This window comes from Burkholderia sp. AW49-1, from assembly GCF_053427845.1.
Genome location: NZ_JBSAXF010000008.1, coordinates 126989 through 147445, shown reverse-complemented (window position 1 = coordinate 147445; position 20457 = coordinate 126989). Strand labels below are relative to the sequence as shown.

Here is a 20457-nt window from a genome sequence, read left to right as displayed (position 1 = left end):
CCGCCCTCTTCGCCCGACAACCCTGACACCTCGCGCCATGCTACCCAGAGTCAACCTCGTCAAGACCGACAACGCCGATTACCTGCTGTTCGCGACCCGGGACGCGATTTCGGCGAACCTCTATTACAACGGCTCCTGGGACGCATCGCTGCTGACCATCAGCCAGATGTTCTACGCGAACGAGGAGGCGCCGCTGGTCCTCGACATCGGCGCGAACCTCGGCGCCTACGCGGTGCCGATCGCCAAGAGCATCGCCGCGCAGGGCGGCATGGTCTACGCGTTCGAGCCGCAGCGCATCGTCTATTACCAGCTGTGCGGCAACGTGTTCCTGAACCGGCTCGAGAACGTGCACGCGTTCAACGTCGCGATCGGCAACCAGGACGGCATCATCCCGCTGCCCGCGATCGACTATTCGCGTTCGATCAACATCGGCGGCTTCTCCCTCGACGAGCAGTTCAACCTGCGCCGCAACTCGGTCGAGACCGTCGCGAGCCAGCAGCCGAGCGACGTGCCGATCGCCCGGCTCGACACGCTGAACTTCCCGAAGTCGCCGTCGCTGATCAAGATCGATGTCGAAGGCCTCGAACTCGACGTGCTGAAAGGCGGCACGGCCTTCCTCGAACGGCACGGCTTTCCGCCGCTGCTGCTCGAGGCGTGGAACCTCGAATGGTTCTCGGAAAAGCGCGCCGCGCTGCTCGACTACCTGCAGACGCTCGGCTACACGTGGTTCGCGATGGGCGACGAGCTCGTCGCGCAGCATCCGTCGTTCGCGCGGCAGGTCAGCTTCGAGACGGGCGCCGACGGCGTGATCCGGATGAACCGCACCCGCTGACGGTTCGGCCCCGGCGCACCGTCACGCGCGCAGGCGCTGCCTGAGCGCGTCGGCGGCCTGCGCGGCCCACGCGGCGCACGCTGCCGCGCCGGGATGAAAGCCGTCCGCCGCCATCAGGTGCGGCTCGAGCGGCAGCGCGACACGCAGGAACGTACAGCGCGATTGCGTCGCGGCCCACTCGGCGAGCGTCGCGTTGAGCCGCTTCGCGCGCAGGCCGAGATACCACGCGAGGGGTTGCGGCAGCGCCGGAAAACGCTCGATCGGCGGCACCGCCGACAGGATCACGTGCGCGACCCCGAATCGCGCGGCGAGCAGCTCGACGAGCGCCGCCTGCGCGGCACGCCAGCGCGCCGGCGACACGCCGCCCGTCACGTCGTTCACGCCGAGCGACGTCACCGCCACATCGAACGGCTGCGCCGGCTCGGCGGCAAGCCAGTCGACGAGCTCCTCGGCGGTCAGCCCCGTGCGCGCCAGCACTTTCCAGCTCACGCGGTGCGATGCCGCAAGCGCGCGGGCGAGCTGCCCCGACAGCGCGTCGCGCTGCGACGCGACACCGACGCCCGCGGCAGCCGAATCGCCCAGCACCAGCACGCGCAGCGGTGGCCCGTCGCCGGCCGTGCCGTCGCGCGGGCCGGCCGCCTCGGCGAGCCGCGGCGTGACGCGGCGCACGCGCCGCCCCTGCATCAGCAGCAACGGGCCCAGGGCGGCGGTGGCAAGCGGATATCCCATGGTTTCGATCCGGTAACGGGGCAAGCAGGCGACGCGGGACGCGCCGGAACGGTCCCCATTGTGTCGGATTCGCGCGCCGGCGGGCGCGATCCCGCCATTCGGCCGAGGTCATTCATGTGCATGCGCATCGGCTCCCCGTCCGTTCGGCCAACGCCCGCTCGCGCGCGTGCCGCCGTGCCACAATAGCCGTCCGCGCGGCCCGTGGCCGCAGCGCTTTGCCCCCCTCGTACGCAGCCAAGGATTGCCATGTCGTCATTGCTCAGGATTGGTTTGATGGGTTTCGGTTTCGCCGGCGCGACGTTCCACGCGCCCGTGATCGCCACGAGCGGCCGCACCGAGGTCGCCGCGATCGCGACGGGGCAGCCCGATCGCGCGCGCGCCGCATACCCGGGCGCACGCATCGTCCCCGATCTCGACACGCTGCTCGGCCTCGACGACATCGACTGCGTGGTGATCGCCACACCGAACGACACGCACTTCACGCTCGCCCGCCAGGTGCTCGAAGCCGGCCGCCACGTCGTCGTCGACAAGCCCGTCACGCTCACGGCCGACGAAGCGCTCGCGCTCGCGCGGCTCGCGAACGCGCGCAGCCGCCTGTTCGCGCCGTTCCACAACCGCCGCTGGGACGGCGACTTCCTCACCGTGCGGCGCATCGTCGAATCCCGTGAACTCGGGCGGCTCACGTATTTCGCGTCGCACTTCGACCGCTTCCGGCCGACCCCGCGCACGCGCTGGCGCGAGGAGCCGGCACGCGGCGGCGGCCTGCTGCTCGACCTCGGGCCGCACCTGATCGACCAGGCGCTCGCGCTGTTCGGGCTGCCGGAAACGGTCAGCGCCACGGTCAAGACGCGCCGTGACAACGGCACGGCGCCCGATTTCGTGCACCTGCTGCTCGGCTATCCGGACAAGGACGTCGCGCTGCACGCGAGCGCGCTGTCGGCGATCGAGCCCGCGCGCTTCACGCTGCACGGCACGCGCGGCAGCTACCAGAAGTTCGGGCTCGACACGCAGGAAGATCAGTTGAAGGCGGGCCTGACGCCGGACCACGTCGAGTTCGGCGGCGGCAACCCGCCCGGCGTGCTGCGCGTGCTCGACGGCGAAGTCGAGGTCGAGCGGCCGGTGCCGACGCTCGACGGCCAGTACGCGGAGTTCTACCGCGCGCTCGCCGCGTCGGTCCACGATGGCGCGCCGTTCCCGGTCACGCCGCAGGACGCCGTCGACGTGATGACGATCATCGAGCTCGCCGCGCAAAGCGAGCATGAAGGCCGCCGGGTACCGTTCGTGCGCCGCACCGTCTGACGGCCGCCGGCCGGGTCGGTGCCGTCCCGGCCTCGGCCACCGCGTCGCGCCGCGCCGCCCCCGGCAGCGGCAGCGACCACGCGTCAGCCGCCGCGACGGCACGGTCCCGAACATTCCGTTACAAATGGTGCGGGAACGAAAGTCAGCGGTCGCCCGGTCTGATGCGTTTCTCAAAAAGTCGATCCGACACCAAACCGTCAGGAGAATGTGATGCAACGGTTGATTCGCGCAGCGGCATGCTGCGTCCTGGTTTCCTCGCTCGCGGCCTGTGTCGTGCAGCCGCAGCGGCCGGCCCGACAGGCGCCCCCGCCCCCGCCGCGGCCGAATCCGCAGGTCGTCGCGAACGATCGCCTGCTGGAGGTCCAGGGCCGGATCGACAACCTGCACCGCCGGATCGACGCGCGCGTCAACGGCGGCTACTACCCGCCGCCGTACGGCGCGCAGTTGCACCACCGGCTCGACGTGATCCGCCAGGAAGCGAGCGACATGTCGACCCAGCACAACGGCGGCCTGTCCGGCGACGAGCAGCGCGTGCTGAACCAGGAGCTCGACACGGCCGCGCGCGCGATCGGCGAGTAATACCGGCCATGCCGGCGTCCGCCGGTGCCGGCAAAAGCGGCGGCGTCCCTCACGCCGCCGCTTGTCGCGAAACGACATTCTTTTGCTCAAATTGACAATGCCGACCCGCTCGCGTACAGTCGCCCGCACGCGTCGGGAGAGCGTGTGACCGCGTAGCTTGGCAACGCCGGTCGCGCCGCCGAAGGGGCACACCCGCAAACTCTCAGGCAAAAGGACCGACCGCGTCGGGGAATCCAGTCCGCGCTTCGCGCGGACCGCACTCCCCGCACTCTGGAGAGCGGCAGTAGCCCGCTGCGCGATTGCAGCACGGGCAGGCTGCCCACCGAAGGGGCGCGCGTTCGCCGGCTCGTGGCCGCGGCGCAATCTCTCAGGTATCGAGGACAGAGGGGCATGTATCGCATCGCTCGCAGGCACACGGCCGCGACGGTCGGCACATGGCCGTTCTGACCCGCGCGCAAGCGCCTTGCCTGAGGCCTCGATGACTGCACTGAATCAAACCCCGCTCAACGCCGCGCACCGCGCGCTCAATGCCCGCATGGTCGACTTCGGCGGCTGGGACATGCCCGTCAACTACGGCTCGCAGATCGAAGAACACGAAGCCGTGCGCACCGACGCCGGCATGTTCGACGTGTCGCACATGTGCGTCGTCGATTTCACCGGCAGCCGCGTGCGCGCGTTCTTCGAACACGCGATCGCCAACAACGTCGGCAAGCTCAAGACCCCCGGCAAGGCGCTCTACTCGTGCCTGCTCAATCCGCAGGGCGGCGTCGTCGACGACCTGATCGTCTATTACTTCACCGAAGACTTCTTCCGCGTCGTCGTCAACGCCGGCACGGCCGAGAAGGACATCGCGTGGTTCAACCAGCTCAACGAACAAGGCGGCTACGGCCTGACCATCGCGCCGCGCCGCGATTTCGCGATCGTCGCCGTTCAGGGCCCGAACGCCCGTGAAAAGGTCTGGACGACGGTGCCCGCCGCGCGTGCCGCGACCAGCGAACTGAAGCCGTTCAACGCCGCGCAGGTCGCCGGCACGCCGTTCGGCGACCTCACCGTCGCGCGCACCGGCTACACCGGCGAAGACGGCTTCGAAGTGATCGTCCCGGCCGTGCACGTCGAAGCGCTGTGGGCCGCCCTGCAGCAAAACGGCGTGCGCCCCTGCGGGCTCGGCGCGCGCGACACGCTGCGCCTCGAGGCCGGCATGAACCTGTACGGCCAGGACATGGACGACACCGTGTCCCCGCTCGACGCAGGCCTCGCGTGGACGGTCGACCTGTCGGCGCCGCGCGAGTTCGTCGGCCGCGCCGCGCTCGAGCGCGACGGCTCGCGCGCCGCGTTCGTCGGCCTGATCCTGCAGAAGGAAAACGGCAAGGCGGGCGGCGTGCTGCGCGCGCACCAGAAGGTCGTCACGCCGCACGGCGAAGGCGAGATCACGAGCGGCACGTTCTCGCCGTCGATGCAGGAATCGATCGCGTTCGCGCGCGTGCCGGCGGCCGTCCAGGTCGGCGACATCGTTCATGTGCAGATTCGTGACAAGCAACTTCCCGCGCGCGTGGTAAAACTGCCGTTCGTGCGCAACGGCAAGGTCCTCGCTGCGTAACGACCGAGAGGCGACCGGGAGGCCGCCTCCCGGGAAGCCGGGAAATGGCGCCCGGCGCAACCACACCCCGGCGCGTCCCGGCGGCGCGCCAGCATAACGAACACACCCTTTTATCCAGGAGCATCCGATGAGCAACGTCCCGGCCGATCTGAAGTACACCGACGAACACGAGTGGATCCGCACCGAAGCCGACGGCACGCTGACGGTCGGCATCACCGATCACGCGCAGAGCACGCTCGGCGACATCGTTTTCCTCGAACTGCCGCAAGTCGGCAAGTCGGTGAACGCGGGCGACGCCGTCGGCGTCGTCGAATCGGTGAAGGCGGCATCCGACATCTACTCGCCGGTGTCCGGCGAAGTCATCGCCATCAACGAAGAAGCCGCCGACTCGCCGGAAGAAGTGAACAGCGACGCATACGGCACGTGGCTCTTCAAGATCAAGCTCGCGGCCGGCGCCTCGACCGACAAGCTGATCGACGCCGACGCCTACAGCAAGCTGATCGACTAATTTTCCCTACCCGAACCGCGCGGGGCCGGCCAGCCGGCCCGCGCGGGACCAGAGTCACGCCATGAAGCTCGAACACCCGGACCGCCTGATGAACCGCACGCCCCTCTCGCTCGCCGCGCTCGAAACGCACGACGCGTTCGCAGAACGCCACATCGGCCCCGATGCCGCCAGCCAGCAGGCCATGCTCGACACGCTCGGCTTCGCGTCGCGCGCCGCCCTGATCGACGCCGTGATCCCGGCCTCGATCCGCCGCGCCGAAACGCTGCCGCTCGGCCCGTTCGCGCAACCGAAGAGCGAGGCCGAAGCCCTCGCCGCGCTGCGCGCCCTCGCGGACAAGAACCAGGTGTTCCGCTCGTACATCGGTCAGGGTTACCACGACACGCACACGCCGGCCGTGATCCTGCGCAACGTGCTCGAAAACCCGGCGTGGTACACGGCCTACACGCCGTACCAGCCCGAAATTTCCCAGGGTCGCCTCGAGGCGCTCCTGAACTTCCAGCAGATGGTCGCCGACCTGACGGGCCTCGCGATCTCGAACGCGTCGCTGCTCGACGAAGCAACGGCCGCGGCCGAAGCGATGACACTGCTGCAGCGCACCGGCAAGCCGGCGTCGAACGTGTTCTACGTCGCCGACGACGTGCTGCCGCAAACCCTTGAAGTAATCCGCACGCGCGCGCTGCCGATCGGCATCGAGGTCAAGACGGGCCCGGCGGCCGACGCCGTGCAGGCCAACGCGTTCGGCGTGCTGCTCCAGTACCCGGGCGTGAACGGCGACGTGCGCGACTACCGCGCACTCACCGACGCGATCCACGCGGCGGGCGGCCATGTCGTCGTCGCGGCCGACCTGCTCGCGCTGACCGTGCTGACGCCGCCCGGCGAATGGGGCGCGGACGTCGCGGTCGGCAACACGCAGCGCTTCGGCGTGCCGATGGGTTTCGGCGGCCCGCACGCTGCCTACATGGCCGTGCGTGACGAATTCAAGCGCCAGATGCCGGGCCGTCTCGTCGGCGTGACCGTCGACGCGCAGGGCAAGCCCGCGCTGCGTCTCGCGCTGCAGACCCGCGAACAGCACATCCGCCGCGAGAAGGCGACGTCGAACGTGTGTACGGCGCAGGCGCTGCTCGCGATCATGGCCAGCATGTACGCGGTCTACCACGGCCCGCACGGCCTGAAGACGATCGCGCTGCGCGTGAACCGCATCGCGGCGCTGTTCGCCGCCGGCGTGAAGCAGCTCGGCTTCGCGCCCGTCAACGACACGTTCTTCGACACGCTGACGATCGACACCGGCGCGCGCACCGCGCAGGTCCATGAATTCGCGAAGGCCAAGCGCATCAACCTGCGCCGTGTGAGCGACACGCAAGTCGGCGTGTCGGTCGACGAAACGACGACCCGCGACGACCTCGCCGATCTCCTCGCCGTGTTCGCGCAGGCCGCGGGCGGCACCGCGCCGGGCGTCGACGCGCTGGACGCGGGCCTCGCCGGCGTCGCCGCGTTGCCGGCCGGCCTCGAACGCACGAGCGCGTACCTGACGCACCACGTGTTCAACCGCCACCATTCCGAAACCGAAATGCTGCGCTACCTGCGCAGCCTGTCGGACAAGGATCTCGCGCTCGACCGCTCGATGATCCCGCTCGGCTCGTGCACGATGAAGCTGAACGCGACGTCGGAAATGCTGCCGGTCACGTGGCCCGAATTCGGCCGGATCCACCCGTTCGCGCCGGCCGAGCAGACCGTCGGCTATCGCGAGATGATCGACCAGCTCGAGCAGATGCTCGTCGCGGCCACCGGCTACTCGGCCGTGTCGCTGCAGCCGAACGCCGGCTCGCAGGGCGAATACGCGGGCCTGCTGATCATCCACGCGTATCACGCGTCGCGCGGCGAAGCGCATCGCGACGTGTGCCTGATCCCGGCATCCGCGCATGGCACGAACCCGGCGTCCGCGCACATGGCCGGCATGAAGGTCGTGGTCGTCGCCTGCGACGCGCAGGGCAACGTCGACATCGCCGACCTGAAGGCGAAGGCCGAGCAGCACGCGAACGACCTCGCGGCGATCATGATCACGTATCCGTCGACGCACGGCGTGTTCGAGCAGAACGTCCGCGAGATCTGCGAGATCGTGCACGCGCACGGCGGCCAGGTGTACGTCGACGGCGCGAACATGAACGCGATGGTCGGCCTGACCGCGCCGGGCCAGTTCGGCGGCGACGTGTCACACCTGAACCTGCACAAGACCTTCTGCATCCCGCACGGCGGCGGCGGCCCGGGCGTCGGCCCGGTCGCGGTCGGCGCGCACCTCGCGAAGTTCCTGCCGAACCAGCGTTCGACCGGCTACGCGCGCGCGGAAGACGGCATCGGCGCGGTGTCGGCCGCACCGTACGGCTCGGCGTCGATCCTGCCGATCTCGTGGATGTACATCGCGATGATGGGCGCGAAGAACCTGACCGCCGCCACCGAAACCGCGATCCTCAACGCGAACTACATCGCGAAGCGCCTCGCGCCGCACTACCCGGTGCTGTATTCGGGCCCGGGCGGGCTGGTCGCGCACGAGTGCATTCTCGACCTGCGTCCGCTCAAGGAAACCAGCGGCATCAGCGTCGACGACGTCGCGAAGCGCCTGATGGACTACGGCTTCCACGCGCCGACGATGAGCTTTCCGGTGCCGGGCACGCTGATGGTCGAGCCGACCGAATCGGAATCGCAGGAAGAACTCGACCGCTTCATCGCCGCGATGATCGCGATCCGCGATGAAATCCGTGCGGTCGAGGAAGGCCGCGCCGATCGCGAGGACAACCCGCTGCGTCACGCGCCGCACACGGCAGCCGTCGTCACCGCGAACGAATGGCCGCACGCGTACTCGCGCGAGCAAGCCGCGTACCCGGTCGCATCGCTCGGCACGAACAAGTACTGGCCGCCCGTCGGCCGTGCGGACAACGCCTACGGCGACCGCAACCTGTTCTGCTCGTGCGTGCCGATGTCGGAATACGCATAACGCCCGCGCGCACCGGAGTCCGGCCGTGACCGCACCGCACGCAACCGCCGGTTGCGTGCGGTTTTTGCGTTCGCCGCCGGCCCGATCGATTCACGCTTGCCCCTCAATCCGGCTAACATCACACGCGATCCAGCCAACCAAGGAGTTCCGCATGGTGCGTCCGACGTTTCCGGGCCATGGTGCAACGCAGGAGCAGCCGCGCGCGCGCCGCTTCGTGCCGCTGCTCGTCGCATCGCTGTCGTTTGCCGCCGCCGGCCTCGGCACGGCGGGCAGCGCGCGCGCGGCGATGAATTTCTGCGCGGCGCCCGCGTTGCAGGCGAGCGAGACGACGCAGGCCGAGCCGGGCGTGCAAGCGCTGATCCGCAGCGTCGACGCACGTATCGGCGAGCAGCCGAAGGCGTTGCCGCGCGTGCACACCGAAGGCACGCTGCCGCACGAAGGCATCTACGACCAGAGCGCCGACGCGCTCAAGGACATGGAGCTGATGCGCGACGCCGCGCTCGCGTGGCGCGTGACCAATGCGCCGCGTTACCTGCAACTCGTCGACCGCTTCCTGTCCGCGTGGGTGTCGACCTACCAGCCGAGCTTCAACCCGATCGACGAGACGCGCTTCGACAGCCTGATCGTCGCGTACGACATGACGGCGAGCGCGCTGCCGGTCAAGACGCGCAACGCGACGGCGGCGTTCATCGCGAAGCTGGGCGCCGGTTACGTCGCGCAGATCGACGCGCAGAAGCGCCCGCTCGCCGGCACCTGGCGCAACAACTGGCAAAGCCACCGGATCAAGCTGATTGCGCTGTCCGCGTTCACGCTCGGCGACCGCAAGATGATGAACGCCGCGCAGCGGCTGTTCGTCGAGCATCTCGCCGACAACATCGGCGCGGACGGCAAGACCTGGGATTTCGAGGAACGCGACGCGCTGCACTACGCGGTGTACGACCTCCAGCCGCTGGTGACGGCCGCGCTCGCCGCGCGCCGCTTCAACCGCAACTGGCTGCGCGAGCGCGGCGCGAACGGCGCGACGCTCGCGGCCGCGCTCGACTGGCTCGTGCCGTACGCGCTCGGCGAAAAGACGCACGAGGAATTCGTGAATTCGCCGGTGCCGTTCGACGCGAAGCGCCGCGAAGCCGGCTTGCCGGGCTACACGGGGCAGTGGGACCCGAAAAACGCCACTGAACTCTTTCATCTGGCCGCGCGGCTCGACGGGCGTTATGCCCGCGTCGCGCGGCAGCTTTCCCCCAATCCGCCCGCATGGCTCGCCGCGTGCCTGCCATTGCAGGCGCGTTAGCACTATTCTCAAAGCAAGGCAGGAATCGAAATGGCAGTCAGCGTGTTTGACCTCTTCAAGATCGGCATCGGCCCGTCCAGTTCGCATACGGTCGGACCGATGCGCGCGGCGCTGATGTTCGTCCAGGGCCTCGAGCGCGACGGGCTGCTCGACGCGACGGCCAACGTGAAGGTCGAGCTGTACGGCTCGCTCGGCGCCACCGGCAAGGGCCACGGCACCGATCGCGGCGTGATGCTCGGCCTGCTCGGCGACGCGCCCGACACCGTCGATCCCGACACGATCGACGCGCGTCTGGAGGACGTCCGCAAGTCGAAGCAGCTCGCGCTGCTCGGCACGCATCCGGTGCCGTTCGTGCTGAAGGAAAACATCGCGTTCTACCGCCAGGCGCTGCCCGAGCACCCGAACGGCATGAAGCTGCGCGCGTCCGACGCGAACGGCGCAGTACTGGTCGAGCGCACTTACCTGTCGGTCGGCGGCGGCTTCGTCGTGACGGCCGGCGCGCCGAACACGAAGGTGCTGAGCGCGGCCGAGCAGATGACGCATCCGTTCCGCACCGGCGCGGAGCTGCTCGCGCTGGCCGAGTCGACCGGCAAGTCGATCGCGCAGCTGATGTGGGAAAACGAGCGCGCGTGGCACACCGAGGAAGAGACGCGCGACGGGCTGCTGAAGATCTGGGCCGTGATGCAGTCGTGCGTGTCGCGCGGCTGCGGGATCGGCAACCCGGAAGCCGACGGCAACCTGCCCGGCCCGTTCCAGGTCAAGCGCCGCGCACCGCAGCTGTACCGCACGCTGACGGGCAGCCCGGAGCGTGCGCTGCAGGATCCGCTGTCGATGATCGACTGGATCAACCTGTACGCGATCGCGGTCAACGAGGAAAACGCGGCCGGCGGCCGCGTCGTCACCGCGCCGACCAACGGCGCGGCCGGCATCATCCCGGCCGTGCTGCACTACTACACGCGCTTCACGCCGGGCGCGAACGAGCAGGGCGTGATCGACTTCCTGCTCACGGCCGCCGCGATCGGCATTCTGTACAAGCTCAACGCGTCGATCTCCGGTGCGGAAGTCGGCTGCCAGGGCGAAGTGGGCGTCGCGTGTTCGATGGCCGCCGGCGCGCTCGCGGCCGTGCTCGGCGGCACGCCGCAGCAGGTCGAGAACGCGGCCGAGATCGGGATGGAGCACAACCTCGGCCTCACCTGCGACCCGGTCGGCGGGATGGTGCAGATCCCGTGCATCGAGCGCAACGCAATGGCATCGGTGAAGGCCGTCAACGCGGCGCGCATGGCGCTGCGCGGCGACGGCTCGCATTACGTGTCGCTCGACTCGGTGATCAAGACGATGCGCGAGACGGGCGCCGACATGAAGACGAAGTACAAGGAAACGTCGCGCGGCGGGCTGGCGGTGAATATCGTCGAATGCTGATGCGGTGACGGCGGGCGGGCGCACGCGCCGAGGCGTGCCGCCGCCCGCTCGTTCCGACACTTTTCATCGGCCGGCGTACCGGCGCCCCGCCGACAGGCGTAAGCTGTAGCTCCCGCTACCCAGGGAGACGGCAGCCCATGTCGCATTCCAAGGATCTCGAGCCGCGCGCCACCTCCGGCGCGCGACTGCTCGTCGATGCGTTGCTCGCCAATCACGTCGAACGCGTGTTCTGCGTGCCGGGCGAGAGCTTCCTCGCCGTACTCGATGCGCTGGCGGACGACACCGCGCGCATCCAGACGGTCGTCTGCCGCCACGAGGCGGCCGCCGCGAACATGGCGGAAGCGGTCGGCAAGCTGACCGGCCGGCCCGGCATCGCGTTCGTCACGCGCGGGCCCGGCGCGACCCACGCGTCGATCGGCGTGCACACCGCGTTCCAGGACTCGACGCCGATGATCCTGTTCGTCGGCCAGTGCGCGCGCGAGCACCTCGACCGCGAAGCCTTCCAGGAAATCGACTACCGCCGGATGTTCGGCCAGATGGCGAAATGGGTCGCGCAGATCGACGACCCACGCCGCATTCCCGAATACCTGAGCCACGCCTTTCACGTCGCGACGTCCGGCCGGCCCGGTCCGGTCGTACTCGCGCTGCCCGAGGACGTGCTGTCCGAAGCCTGCGCGCCGCAGCCCGTCGTGCCGGCCGCGAAGCGCGTCGCGGCGTCGCCGTCGGCCACGCAGGTCGACGAGCTGCGCGAACGGCTCGCGCGCGCCGAGCGGCCGTTCGCGATCGTCGGCGGCAGCGGCTGGACGCCCGATGCATGCGCGAACCTGCGCACCTTCGTCGAGCGCTGGCAACTGCCGGTCGCATGCGCGTTCCGCTTCCAGGACACCTTCGACAACGCGCACCCGAACTACGCGGGCGACGTCGGTCTCGGGATCAACCCCGCGCTCGGCAAGCGGATCCGCGACGCCGACCTGCTGCTGGTGCTCGGCCCGCGCCTGGGCGAAGCGACGACCGGCGGCTACACGCTGCTCGACATCCCGAAGACGCGCCAGACGCTGATCCACGTGCACCAGGGCGCGGACGAGCTCGGCCGCGTGTATGCGGCCGACCTGCCGATCGTGTCGGGGATGCCGGAGATCGCGGCGCCGCTCGCCGCGCTCGAGCCGCCGGCGCATCCCGCGTGGGCCGGCACGGCTGCCGACGCGCACCGCGCATACCGCGAATGGCATGCGCCGCTGCCGATGCCCGGCGACGTCCAGCTCGGCGACGTGATGGTGCAACTGCGCGAGCGCCTGCCGCACGACGCGATCCTGACCAACGGCGCCGGCAACTACGCGATCTGGCTGCATCGCCACTTCGCGTACCGGCACTTCCGCTCGCAGCTCGCGCCGACGAGCGGCGCAATGGGCTACGGGCTGCCCGCCGCGCTCGCCGCGAAGTCGCTGTATCCGTCGCGCGCCGTCGTCGCGCTCGCCGGCGACGGCTGCTTCATGATGGCCGGCAACGAACTCGCGACGGCGATGCAGTACGGACTGAACATCGTTGCAATCGTCGTCAACAACGGTCATTTCGGCACGATCCGCATGCATCAGGAGCGCAACTATCCGGGCCGCGTGCACGGCACCGGGCTCACGAATCCCGATTTCGCCGCGTATGCGCGCGCGTTCGGCGCGCATGGCGAGACGGTCGAGCGCACCGCCGACTTCGCGCCGGCACTGGAGCGCGCACTGACCTGCGGGCTGCCGGCGCTGATCGAGATCCGCATCCCGCAGGACGCCAGCACGCCGGCCGCGACGCTCGAGCAGATCCGCGAGCAGGGCCGTCGCGCGCGCGGCGCATGACCGTGGAACTGCGCACCGCAGCGGCCGGCCGCGTGCTGTCGCGCGACGACGCGCTCGCCCACCCCGGCACGCTGCTCGCGCCCGACGGCACGCTCGTCGCGCCGTACGACCTCGAGCACGGCGGCGGCCCCGTGGAGGATCACGTGCCGGCCGCGCCGGCGCTCGGCCTGCTGCACGCCGCCCACCAGCCGTTCCGGCTCGACTACGAACGCATGACGGACGTGCACGTGATCAACGGAATGGGTGTCACGCTCGGCGACTCGGTGATCGGGCTGACCGCGCTCGCCGCGCTGCGCACGATGCATCCCGGCCTGCGCTTCACGTTGTACCGCCCGGCCCGCGCGCCGCGCTACGTCGACGCGCTGTATGCGCTCGCGGCCGACGTCGTCGCACCGTCGCGTGCGCTGCCGTATGCCGCCGATGCACTGCCCGCGCACGCGCCGTGCGTCGATCTCGGCAATCACCTGTACTGGCCCGCGTTCGCGCGGCAGCCGATGATCGACTTCTTCCTGGACGCGCTCGGCGCGGATCCGGCCACGGTGCCGGCCGCCGCGAAGCGCAACCGCTGGCTCGCGCGGCTGCGGCTGCCCGCGCTGCCGGCCGAATGGCGGCGGCCGTACGTGCTGTTCTGCCCGACCGCGAGCACCGCGGTGCGCAGCGTGCCGCCCGCGCTGCACGCGTCGCTCGTCGAGCACCTCGCGCAACGTTACGGGCTGCCGGTGGCCGGCTTCGGCCCGGTCGCGCATCCCGCGTACGTCGACGTGAGCCGCGACGCGGCCGACACCGCGCGCTTCATTGCCTGGGTCGAGGGTGCGAGCGTGCTGTTCGCGCCCGATACGTCCGCGCTGCATCTCGCCGACGGCTTCGACGTGCCGACGCTCGGCTGTTTCACGACGATCGGGCCGGCGCTGCGCGCACGCGACTATCCGCATTGCGTGCCGGTCACGCTCGAGGTGCCGGCCGAACTGCACGGGCTGCATCGCAGCGAGCGACCGGACGATCTCGCGGCGGTCGAAGCCGCATACCGGGCGATCGACTGGGATGCCGTGCCGTGGCCTGCGCCGCGCGACGCGGCGGCTACGTCCGGATAGAAAAACGGAAATCGCCCGAAAGATCGGGCGTGCAGCGGCAGCCATGCGCCGCCCCGGCTCACCCGGCTGCCACCGTCACCGCGCGCTCGCGCAGCGTCTCCGACGGCCGCTTGCCGAACAGCCGCCGGTAGTCGGTCGCGAACTGGCTCAGGTGCCAGAAGCCCCACGCCTCCGCGACGTCCTGCACCGAGCCTGCCGCCCGCCCGCACAGGTCGCGCCGCGCGCCGTTCAGCCGCAGCGTGCGCAGGTAGGTCGCGGGCGCCATGCCGAGCACGTCCTGGAAGCAGTACTGCAGCGTGCGCCGGCTCACGTGCAGTTGCTCGCACAGCTCGGGCACGCCGACCGGGCGCGTGCGGTGCGCGAGCACGTACTCGCGGGCCTGCTCGACGATCCAGCGCCGTGTCGACGGTGCGCCGCCGGCGCCATCGTCCGCGGGTTGCGCGCACGCATCGAACAGCGCGGCCAGCACCTCGGCCTGCAGGTCGTCGCGCTGCGCGCCGGGCAGCGGCCCGCCCACGGCCGCCGCGCCGTCGAGCCGGTGGCCGAGCAGCGCGCACAGGCGCGCGAGCCGCGTGTCGCCGACCTGGATCACATGCTGCGTGAACAGCCGCTCGTCGAGCGCGCGGTGTTCGACTTCCTCCGCGTAGCGGCGCAGCACGTCGCCACGCACGACGACGCCGTAGATCGAGAACTGCGCGGGCGTCAGCAATTCGAATTCGACGTTGCCGGGCCGGAACGCGAGCGCACCGGGCCCGATGCGGCACGCATCGACGCGCGCGGTACCGTCGCTGTCCAGCGGGATGCCGAACCAGTACGCGTCGCCGCGCACCTCGCATGCCTGGCGCAGCAGGTGGCTGGTCGATTCGCGAAACAGCTTCATCGTGTCGAGCGGCAGCTCGGTCAGCGTGCCGACGAAGCGGCCGGCCGCGAGCTGGTCGTAAGTCTGCCGCCAGCCGATCAGGTTGCGCGCCTGCTCGTCGGCGTCGTGCGCGACGCTGACCACGGCCTGGCCGGCGAGCGCGTCGTCACCCTGCGCGCTGCACCGCGTGTTCTCGGCCGTCGGCTCGGCCATGCACTCCACTCGTTGACCCATCGTGTTCTCCTCACCTGCCCGGCACTGCGTCCAACACGCAAGTCCCGTGCCGAACCGCGCGGTCCGGCGACAAGCCCGTCATTGCACGCCGTGCGGCCGCCGCGCGCCATGAGGGCGCACCCGGAGGCGGCGCGCCGCGCACCGCGCGGGTGCGGCATGCGCGCCGCGGGCAGCCCGGCGACGCGCTACGCGCCCGGCCGCAACCGCACGACCCGCGTGCCGCAATTGCCGTACGCCTGCGCGACCGCCAACTCGACGATCGGGCTGCCGGCCGGCCAGGGCGCCGCATCCGCCGCCGGCAGATCGGCGCGCAACGTCCCGCGGCCGTTGATCCGGTAGCGAATGCCGCGCACGAAATCGATGAACAACAGCCCGATGCCGCTGCCGTCGCACGCGCGCGCATCGATCCGGTCGCCGTCGCCGTGCGTCGACAGCGCGAAGCGCAGCGTCTTCGTGTCGATCACGCGCACGACCGGCCACAGGTCGCCGTTCGCGTCGCGCATGCCCTGCAGGATGTCGCAGGTCACGCGCGCCGGGCCGCCGCGCGTCGTGCCGACGAACATGAACGGCTGCGATTCGATGAACTGGCGCACGCCGATGCTCAGCCGCGTCGTGACGACGTCGCTCATCCGCTCGGCTTCGTCGGCGACGCCGAACCGGTGCTGCGCGTCGAGCTCGCCCGCGTGGAACACCGGGTGACGCGGATAGGGTCGGGGCGGTTCTGCCATGCTGGTTTCCGTCGGGGCCATCGATGGATGCGCGATGCGGGCGCGAACGCGCGACGGCCGGTGCCGCGCAGCCGACGCGCGTATCGAATGACGAAAGGCGAAAACGGCGAAGTGCCGGACGATCGGCCGACCGTCGAACGTTGCACGGCGATCCGGTGTCGGACACGCCGCCGTCCGGCACCGGCCACCGTACCGGGCAGCGTTGCGCCGCCGCCCGGCCCGTACTTCGCCCCCCGCTCCGGCGATCAGAAGAACCCGAGCGCCTCGGCCTGGTAGCTGACCAGCAGGCACTTCGTCTGCTGATAGTTCGACAGCGCCATCTTGTGCGTCTCGCGGCCGATACCCGACTGCTTGTAGCCGCCGAACGCCGCATGCGCGGGGTACAGGTGGTAGCAGTTGGTCCACACGCGGCCGGCCTCGATCTCGCGGCCCATGCGGTATGCGCGCGTGCCGTTGCGCGTCCACACGCCCGCGCCGAGCCCGTAGAACGTGTCGTTCGCGAGTTCGATCGCTTCCTGCTCGTCCTTGAACGTCATCACCGACGCGACCGGCCCGAAGATCTCTTCCTGGAACACGCGCATCTTGTTGTTGCCGAGCAGCATCGTCGGCTTCACGTAGTAGCCCGTGCCGAGGTCGGCGGCCGGTGCCGTGCGCTCGCCGCCCGTCAGGCATTGCGCGCCTTCGTCGCGGCCGATGTCGATGTACGACAGGATCTTGTCGAGCTGCTGCTGCGACGCCTGCGCGCCGATCATCGTCTGCAGGTCGAGCGGGTGGCCGGCCTTGATGCGCTCGACGCGCGCGACGGCCTTCTCGATGAAGCGTTCGTAGATCGATTCCTGGATCAGGATCCGCGACGGGCACGTGCACACCTCGCCCTGGTTCAGCGCGAACATCGCGAGCCCTTCGAGCGCCTTGTCGAGGAACGCGTCGTCCTGGTCGAGCACGTCGGCGAAGAAGATGTTCGGGCTCTTGCCGCCCAGTTCGACCGTCGACGGGATCAGACTCTCGGCCGCGGTGCGCAGGATGTGCTTGCCGACCGGCGTGGAGCCGGTGAACGCGATCTTCGCGATGCGCTTGCTGGTCGCGAGCGCCTCACCCGCTTCCTTGCCGAAGCCGTTGACGATGTTGATCGTGCCGGCCGGGAACAGGTCGCCGATCAGTTCCATCAGCACCAGCACCGACGCGGGCGTCTGCTCGGCCGGCTTCATCACGACGCAGCAGCCGGCCGCGAGCGCCGGCGCGAGCTTCCATGCGGCCATCAGCAGCGGGAAGTTCCACGGGATGATCTGGCCGACGACGCCGAGCGGCTCGTGGAAGTGATACGCGACGGTGTTGTCGTCGATCTCGGAAATGCCGCCTTCCTGCGCGCGGATGCAGCCCGCGAAATAGCGGAAGTGGTCGATCGCGAGCGGCAGGTCGGCCGCCATCGTCTCGCGCAGCGGCTTGCCGTTGTCGATCGTCTCGGCCACCGCGAGCAGCTTCAGGTTCTTCTCCATCCGGTCGGCGGCGGCGAGCAGCAGGTTCGCGCGCTCGGCGACCGACGTCTTGCCCCACTTGCGGCGCGCGGCGTGCGCGGCATCGAGCGCGGCCTCGATGTCGTCGGCGCCGGAGCGCGGCACGCGGCAGAACGGCTTGCCGTTGATCGGCGACACGTTCTCGAAATACTCGCCCTTCACCGGCGCAACCCACTTGCCGCCGATGTAGTTGTCGTACTGCTGACGATACGGATATTCGACGTCGAGGCCCAGTTGTTTCAGGTCAAACGGGTTCATACATGTCTCCTGTTCATCGTGCTTGTGTGAATGCAGCGCCGGTTGGATCGCGCTGCACGGTTTACGCAACATGCGTGCCACACGGGCCGAGAAAGGATCAGGAGCGGTGCGTCCGGCCACCCGCCGCAAGCGATGCCGGCGCACGGAAAACGAGTGTGCCGAATCTGAACACCGCGACGGCACAGGCGGCGCGGCGGGTGTTCTGATTTTCCACAGCGCGCCCGCGCACGCGTCGCCGCGCGCGCCGCGCGCAGCGTGGCATGTCGCTTGCGTGTGGAACGCGGATCCGCACGCACCGGCCACGCGCCGACCGAACCATGAACGACCCGCGTCCCCTCGGCGACGATGCCGTCGCGTTCATCCACGAACAGGCATTCCTGATCGTCGCGACCGCGAACGCGGCGGGCGACAGCGACTGCTCGTATCGCGGCCGGCAGCCGCGCGCGGACGGTTCGTTCGCCCCGCTCGTCGACCTGCCCGATCGCCGTACGCTCGTGCTGCCCGATTTCGCGGGCAACAACCTGTTCAACACGATCGGCAACCTGCTCGTGAATCCGGCGATCGCGCTGCTGTTCGTCGATTTCGTCCGGCAGACGACGTGGCTCGTGCAAGGGCGCGCAGCGATCGATGAAGATGCCGGCAGTCGCGCGCACCTGTGGCCCGATGCGCTGCGCTATGTGGTCGTCGAGGTGGAAAGCGCGCAGGCGCGGGCCGATGCGGGATTGCCGCCGCTCGTGCTGGCTTGATGCGCGGCACCATTTCGTCGTCGGCACGAGGCGGGCGTGCAGGGCCCGGTGGGGTGCCGCGGCCGCGGACGCTTGGGCGAGCGTGATGCGTCGAGCGGGTCGTCGGTGCCGGAGCGCGCCGGCGCCATTCCCGACGAATGCGTGCCCGGCGGGCGACGCAACGCCCGACGGTCGTTCGCGCGCGGGGCCGCTCGTCGGTTCACGGATCCGCGTGACCGCAACATGCACGGGCACGCTGCCCGCGATCGTCGACCCGCGCCCCCCCGGCGACGCCCCGCTCACCGCCCGCTTGCCTCCGCGCAAGCCGGCTCGGTTCGGCCGCGCGCCGGCGCGTCGGGATGCGCATGTTCACCGTCGTCGCCGCGCGCTTCGGTCGCCCCGGGCCGTGCACCCAGAAACGCGAACACCACCACCGCACACAGCACCGTGACGACCGCGAGCCCGATCAGCAACCGGTCGAACGCGTGCGTATAGCTCGCGAGCAGCGCCGTACGCCCGACGCCCGGCAACACGGCCGCCGCGCCGGCGAGGTCGCCGGTGGCGAGCCGCGCGGCCGCGCGCAACGCCGCGTCGGATGCGCCCGCCGCCTGCCGCAAATCGGCGTGCGCGAGCGTCGCCAGCACCGCGCCGGCGATCGCGAGTGCGATCCCCTCGCCCGCCACGCGCGTCGTGCTGAAAATTCCGGTCGCCATCCCCGCGCGCTCCTTCGGCACGACGCTGACCGACAGCCCGTCCATCAGCCCCCACGGCATGCCGGCCCCGACGCCGATCGTGAGCATCGGCGCGATCGCCGCCGGCCCCGCGCCGCCGCGCAACGCGACGTCCAGCCACACGAGGCCCGCCGCCGCGAGCAGCAGCCCGAGCCCCGAGATCACGCCGGCCGACAGCCAGCGCGTGAGCGTCGCCGCGACGAGCGGCACGACGAGCATCGGCGCGGAGATCGCGAGCATCAGCCAACCCGTGCCGATTTCGCTGAAGCCGTCGATGCCGATGAAGCGCAGCGGCAACACGACGAGCAGCACGATGTAGCAGCAGCAGGTCGACACCGGCAGCACCTGCACGCCGACGAAGCGCGGAATCCGGAACAGCGACAGGTCGAGCATCGGCCGCGCGACGCGCGTCTCGATCGCGACGAACGCGCACGCGCCCAGCGCCGCGGCCGCCAGCAGCGCGACAACGAGCGGATGCGCCCAGCCGCGCGCGGGTGCCTCGATCACGCCGAACGTGAACAGCGTGAGCGCGGCGGTGAACGCGGCCGTGCCGGGCCAGTCGAGCCCGGTCGCGTGCGGATCGCGCGACTCGTGCATGCGTGGCAACCCGAACGCGAGCGACAACGCGCCTGCCGCCGCGCCCGTGACGAAGATCGCGCGCCAGCCGAAATGCGCGATCAGGCCGCCGGCGAGCACCGGCCCGAACGCGAGCCCGATCCCGAACGTCGTGCCGAGCAGGCTGAACGCGCGCGTGCGCGCCGCGCCGTCGAATTCCTGCGCGAGCGCGGCCGTGCCGCCCGCGAGCGCCGCGGCCGCCGCGAGCCCCTGCGCGGCGCGCAGCAGGTCGACGGCGAGCATCGACGGCGCGAACGCGAGCGCCACCGACATCAGCGTGAAGCCGCCGACGCCGATCGCGAACACGCGCTTGCGGCCGAACTGGTCGGCCAGCGCGCCCGCCGCCATCAGGAAACTGCCGAACGCGAGCATGAACGCGTTGGTGATCCAGTTCATCGCGACCGGGCCGCCGTGCAGGTCGCGGCCGATCGCGGGTGTCGCGACCGCGCCGCCCGAAAACGACAGCGGCAGCGCGACCGCCGCCATGCAAACGGCGACAAGCACCCACACGCGCCGGCGCGCCGACGTGGCTGTAGCGGCTGAAAACGGGTGATCCATCATCGCTCCTCGAAAAGCCGGCGCGGATGCGCCTCAAGTGCGATCAACGATAATTTCGATTCA

At 70.2% G+C, this 20457-nt stretch carries 16 protein-coding genes and 2 riboswitches; of the genes, 11 read left to right on the top strand and 5 right to left on the bottom strand.

The window, feature by feature from the left end; genetic code table 11:
* The first annotated feature begins 37 nt into the window (after positions 1-37).
* Positions 38-832: an FkbM family methyltransferase gene (locus ACV22W_RS15180; RefSeq protein WP_448020200.1), complete on the top strand. Its 795-nt coding sequence runs from the start codon at positions 38-40 to the stop codon at positions 830-832.
* A gap of 21 nt (positions 833-853) precedes the next feature.
* On the opposite strand, the gene ACV22W_RS15175 is transcribed toward ACV22W_RS15180, so the two are convergent.
* Positions 854-1561 (bottom strand): SGNH/GDSL hydrolase family protein, encoded by a 708-nt coding sequence (locus ACV22W_RS15175; protein ID WP_448020198.1) that lies wholly within the window; start codon positions 1559-1561, stop codon positions 854-856.
* A 246-nt stretch (positions 1562-1807) separates the two neighbouring features.
* Here ACV22W_RS15175 and ACV22W_RS15170 point away from each other — a divergent pair, with 246 nt between their 5' ends.
* The 9 genes from ACV22W_RS15170 (at position 1808) to ACV22W_RS15130 (ending at position 14172) form a co-directional block, all read left to right on the top strand.
* Positions 1808-2860 (top strand): oxidoreductase, encoded by a 1053-nt coding sequence (locus tag ACV22W_RS15170; protein ID WP_448014736.1) that lies wholly within the window; start codon positions 1808-1810, stop codon positions 2858-2860.
* Between the two features lie 210 nt (positions 2861-3070).
* Positions 3071-3439: a hypothetical protein gene (locus ACV22W_RS15165; RefSeq protein ID WP_059531112.1), complete on the top strand. Its 369-nt coding sequence runs from the start codon at positions 3071-3073 to the stop codon at positions 3437-3439.
* A gap of 123 nt (positions 3440-3562) precedes the next feature.
* A riboswitch (glycine riboswitch) is annotated at positions 3563-3667 on the top strand.
* A gap of 32 nt (positions 3668-3699) precedes the next feature.
* Positions 3700-3833: riboswitch (glycine riboswitch) on the top strand.
* An 84-nt stretch (positions 3834-3917) separates the two neighbouring features.
* Positions 3918-5036 carry a glycine cleavage system aminomethyltransferase GcvT gene (gene gcvT, locus ACV22W_RS15160; RefSeq protein WP_448020195.1) on the top strand — a complete coding sequence of 373 codons (1119 nt, stop codon included), beginning with the start codon at positions 3918-3920 and terminating at the stop codon, positions 5034-5036.
* Between the two features lie 127 nt (positions 5037-5163).
* Positions 5164-5544: a glycine cleavage system protein GcvH gene (gene gcvH / locus ACV22W_RS15155; protein ID WP_060106315.1), complete on the top strand. Its 381-nt coding sequence runs from the start codon at positions 5164-5166 to the stop codon at positions 5542-5544.
* A gap of 61 nt (positions 5545-5605) precedes the next feature.
* On the top strand, positions 5606-8533 hold the full coding sequence (gene gcvP / locus ACV22W_RS15150; RefSeq protein WP_448020194.1) for an aminomethyl-transferring glycine dehydrogenase: 2928 nt from the start codon (positions 5606-5608) through the stop codon (positions 8531-8533).
* Positions 8534-8684: 151 nt separating this feature from the next.
* A complete protein-coding gene (locus ACV22W_RS15145) occupies positions 8685-9821 on the top strand; it encodes an alginate lyase family protein (protein ID WP_448020192.1) in 1137 nt (378 codons plus the stop codon).
* A gap of 30 nt (positions 9822-9851) precedes the next feature.
* Entirely contained in the window at positions 9852-11240 is a 1389-nt protein-coding gene (locus tag ACV22W_RS15140) for an L-serine ammonia-lyase (RefSeq protein ID WP_448020190.1), read from the top strand.
* Between the two features lie 137 nt (positions 11241-11377).
* Positions 11378-13081, top strand: a complete 1704-nt coding sequence (locus ACV22W_RS15135; protein WP_448020188.1) for a thiamine pyrophosphate-binding protein — start codon at positions 11378-11380, stop codon at positions 13079-13081.
* Positions 13078-14172, top strand: coding sequence for an ADP-heptose--LPS heptosyltransferase (locus ACV22W_RS15130; RefSeq protein ID WP_448020186.1), 1095 nt, complete (start codon positions 13078-13080; stop codon positions 14170-14172). Before ACV22W_RS15135 ends, ACV22W_RS15130 begins: the two co-directional genes overlap by 4 nt.
* A 58-nt stretch (positions 14173-14230) precedes the next feature.
* Here ACV22W_RS15130 and ACV22W_RS15125 read toward each other — a convergent pair whose 3' ends face one another.
* From ACV22W_RS15125 to exaC, 3 genes are all read right to left on the bottom strand, one after another.
* Entirely contained in the window at positions 14231-15265 is a 1035-nt protein-coding gene (locus tag ACV22W_RS15125) for a helix-turn-helix domain-containing protein (protein ID WP_448020185.1), read from the bottom strand.
* A 185-nt stretch (positions 15266-15450) separates the two neighbouring features.
* Entirely contained in the window at positions 15451-15993 is a 543-nt protein-coding gene (locus ACV22W_RS15120) for a hypothetical protein (protein WP_448020184.1), read from the bottom strand.
* Between the two features lie 245 nt (positions 15994-16238).
* Complete coding sequence (gene exaC / locus ACV22W_RS15115; RefSeq protein WP_448020182.1) at positions 16239-17765, bottom strand: acetaldehyde dehydrogenase ExaC; 1527 nt, start codon at positions 17763-17765, stop codon at positions 16239-16241.
* 317 nt (positions 17766-18082) lie between these two features.
* Here exaC and ACV22W_RS15110 point away from each other — a divergent pair, with 317 nt between their 5' ends.
* A complete protein-coding gene (locus ACV22W_RS15110; protein ID WP_448020180.1) occupies positions 18083-18511 on the top strand; it encodes a pyridoxamine 5'-phosphate oxidase family protein in 429 nt (142 codons plus the stop codon).
* 278 nt (positions 18512-18789) lie between these two features.
* Here ACV22W_RS15110 and ACV22W_RS15105 read toward each other — a convergent pair whose 3' ends face one another.
* A complete protein-coding gene (locus ACV22W_RS15105) occupies positions 18790-20394 on the bottom strand; it encodes an MFS transporter (RefSeq protein ID WP_448020179.1) in 1605 nt (534 codons plus the stop codon).
* Between the last annotated feature and the right edge of the window lie 63 nt (positions 20395-20457).

Coding starts and splice junctions, on each gene's coding strand:
- ACV22W_RS15180 (WP_448020200.1), top strand. CDS start 38: ATGCTACCCAGAGTCAACCTCGTCAAGACCGACAACGCCGATTACCTG.
- ACV22W_RS15175 (WP_448020198.1), bottom strand. CDS start 1,561: ATGGGATATCCGCTTGCCACCGCCGCCCTGGGCCCGTTGCTGCTGATG.
- ACV22W_RS15170 (WP_448014736.1), top strand. CDS start 1,808: ATGTCGTCATTGCTCAGGATTGGTTTGATGGGTTTCGGTTTCGCCGGC.
- ACV22W_RS15165 (WP_059531112.1), top strand. CDS start 3,071: ATGCAACGGTTGATTCGCGCAGCGGCATGCTGCGTCCTGGTTTCCTCG.
- gcvT (WP_448020195.1), top strand. CDS start 3,918: ATGACTGCACTGAATCAAACCCCGCTCAACGCCGCGCACCGCGCGCTC.
- gcvH (WP_060106315.1), top strand. CDS start 5,164: ATGAGCAACGTCCCGGCCGATCTGAAGTACACCGACGAACACGAGTGG.
- gcvP (WP_448020194.1), top strand. CDS start 5,606: ATGAAGCTCGAACACCCGGACCGCCTGATGAACCGCACGCCCCTCTCG.
- ACV22W_RS15145 (WP_448020192.1), top strand. CDS start 8,685: ATGGTGCGTCCGACGTTTCCGGGCCATGGTGCAACGCAGGAGCAGCCG.
- ACV22W_RS15140 (WP_448020190.1), top strand. CDS start 9,852: ATGGCAGTCAGCGTGTTTGACCTCTTCAAGATCGGCATCGGCCCGTCC.
- ACV22W_RS15135 (WP_448020188.1), top strand. CDS start 11,378: ATGTCGCATTCCAAGGATCTCGAGCCGCGCGCCACCTCCGGCGCGCGA.
- ACV22W_RS15130 (WP_448020186.1), top strand. CDS start 13,078: ATGACCGTGGAACTGCGCACCGCAGCGGCCGGCCGCGTGCTGTCGCGC.
- ACV22W_RS15125 (WP_448020185.1), bottom strand. CDS start 15,265: ATGGGTCAACGAGTGGAGTGCATGGCCGAGCCGACGGCCGAGAACACG.
- ACV22W_RS15120 (WP_448020184.1), bottom strand. CDS start 15,993: ATGGCAGAACCGCCCCGACCCTATCCGCGTCACCCGGTGTTCCACGCG.
- exaC (WP_448020182.1), bottom strand. CDS start 17,765: ATGAACCCGTTTGACCTGAAACAACTGGGCCTCGACGTCGAATATCCG.
- ACV22W_RS15110 (WP_448020180.1), top strand. CDS start 18,083: ATGAACGACCCGCGTCCCCTCGGCGACGATGCCGTCGCGTTCATCCAC.
- ACV22W_RS15105 (WP_448020179.1), bottom strand. CDS start 20,394: ATGGATCACCCGTTTTCAGCCGCTACAGCCACGTCGGCGCGCCGGCGC.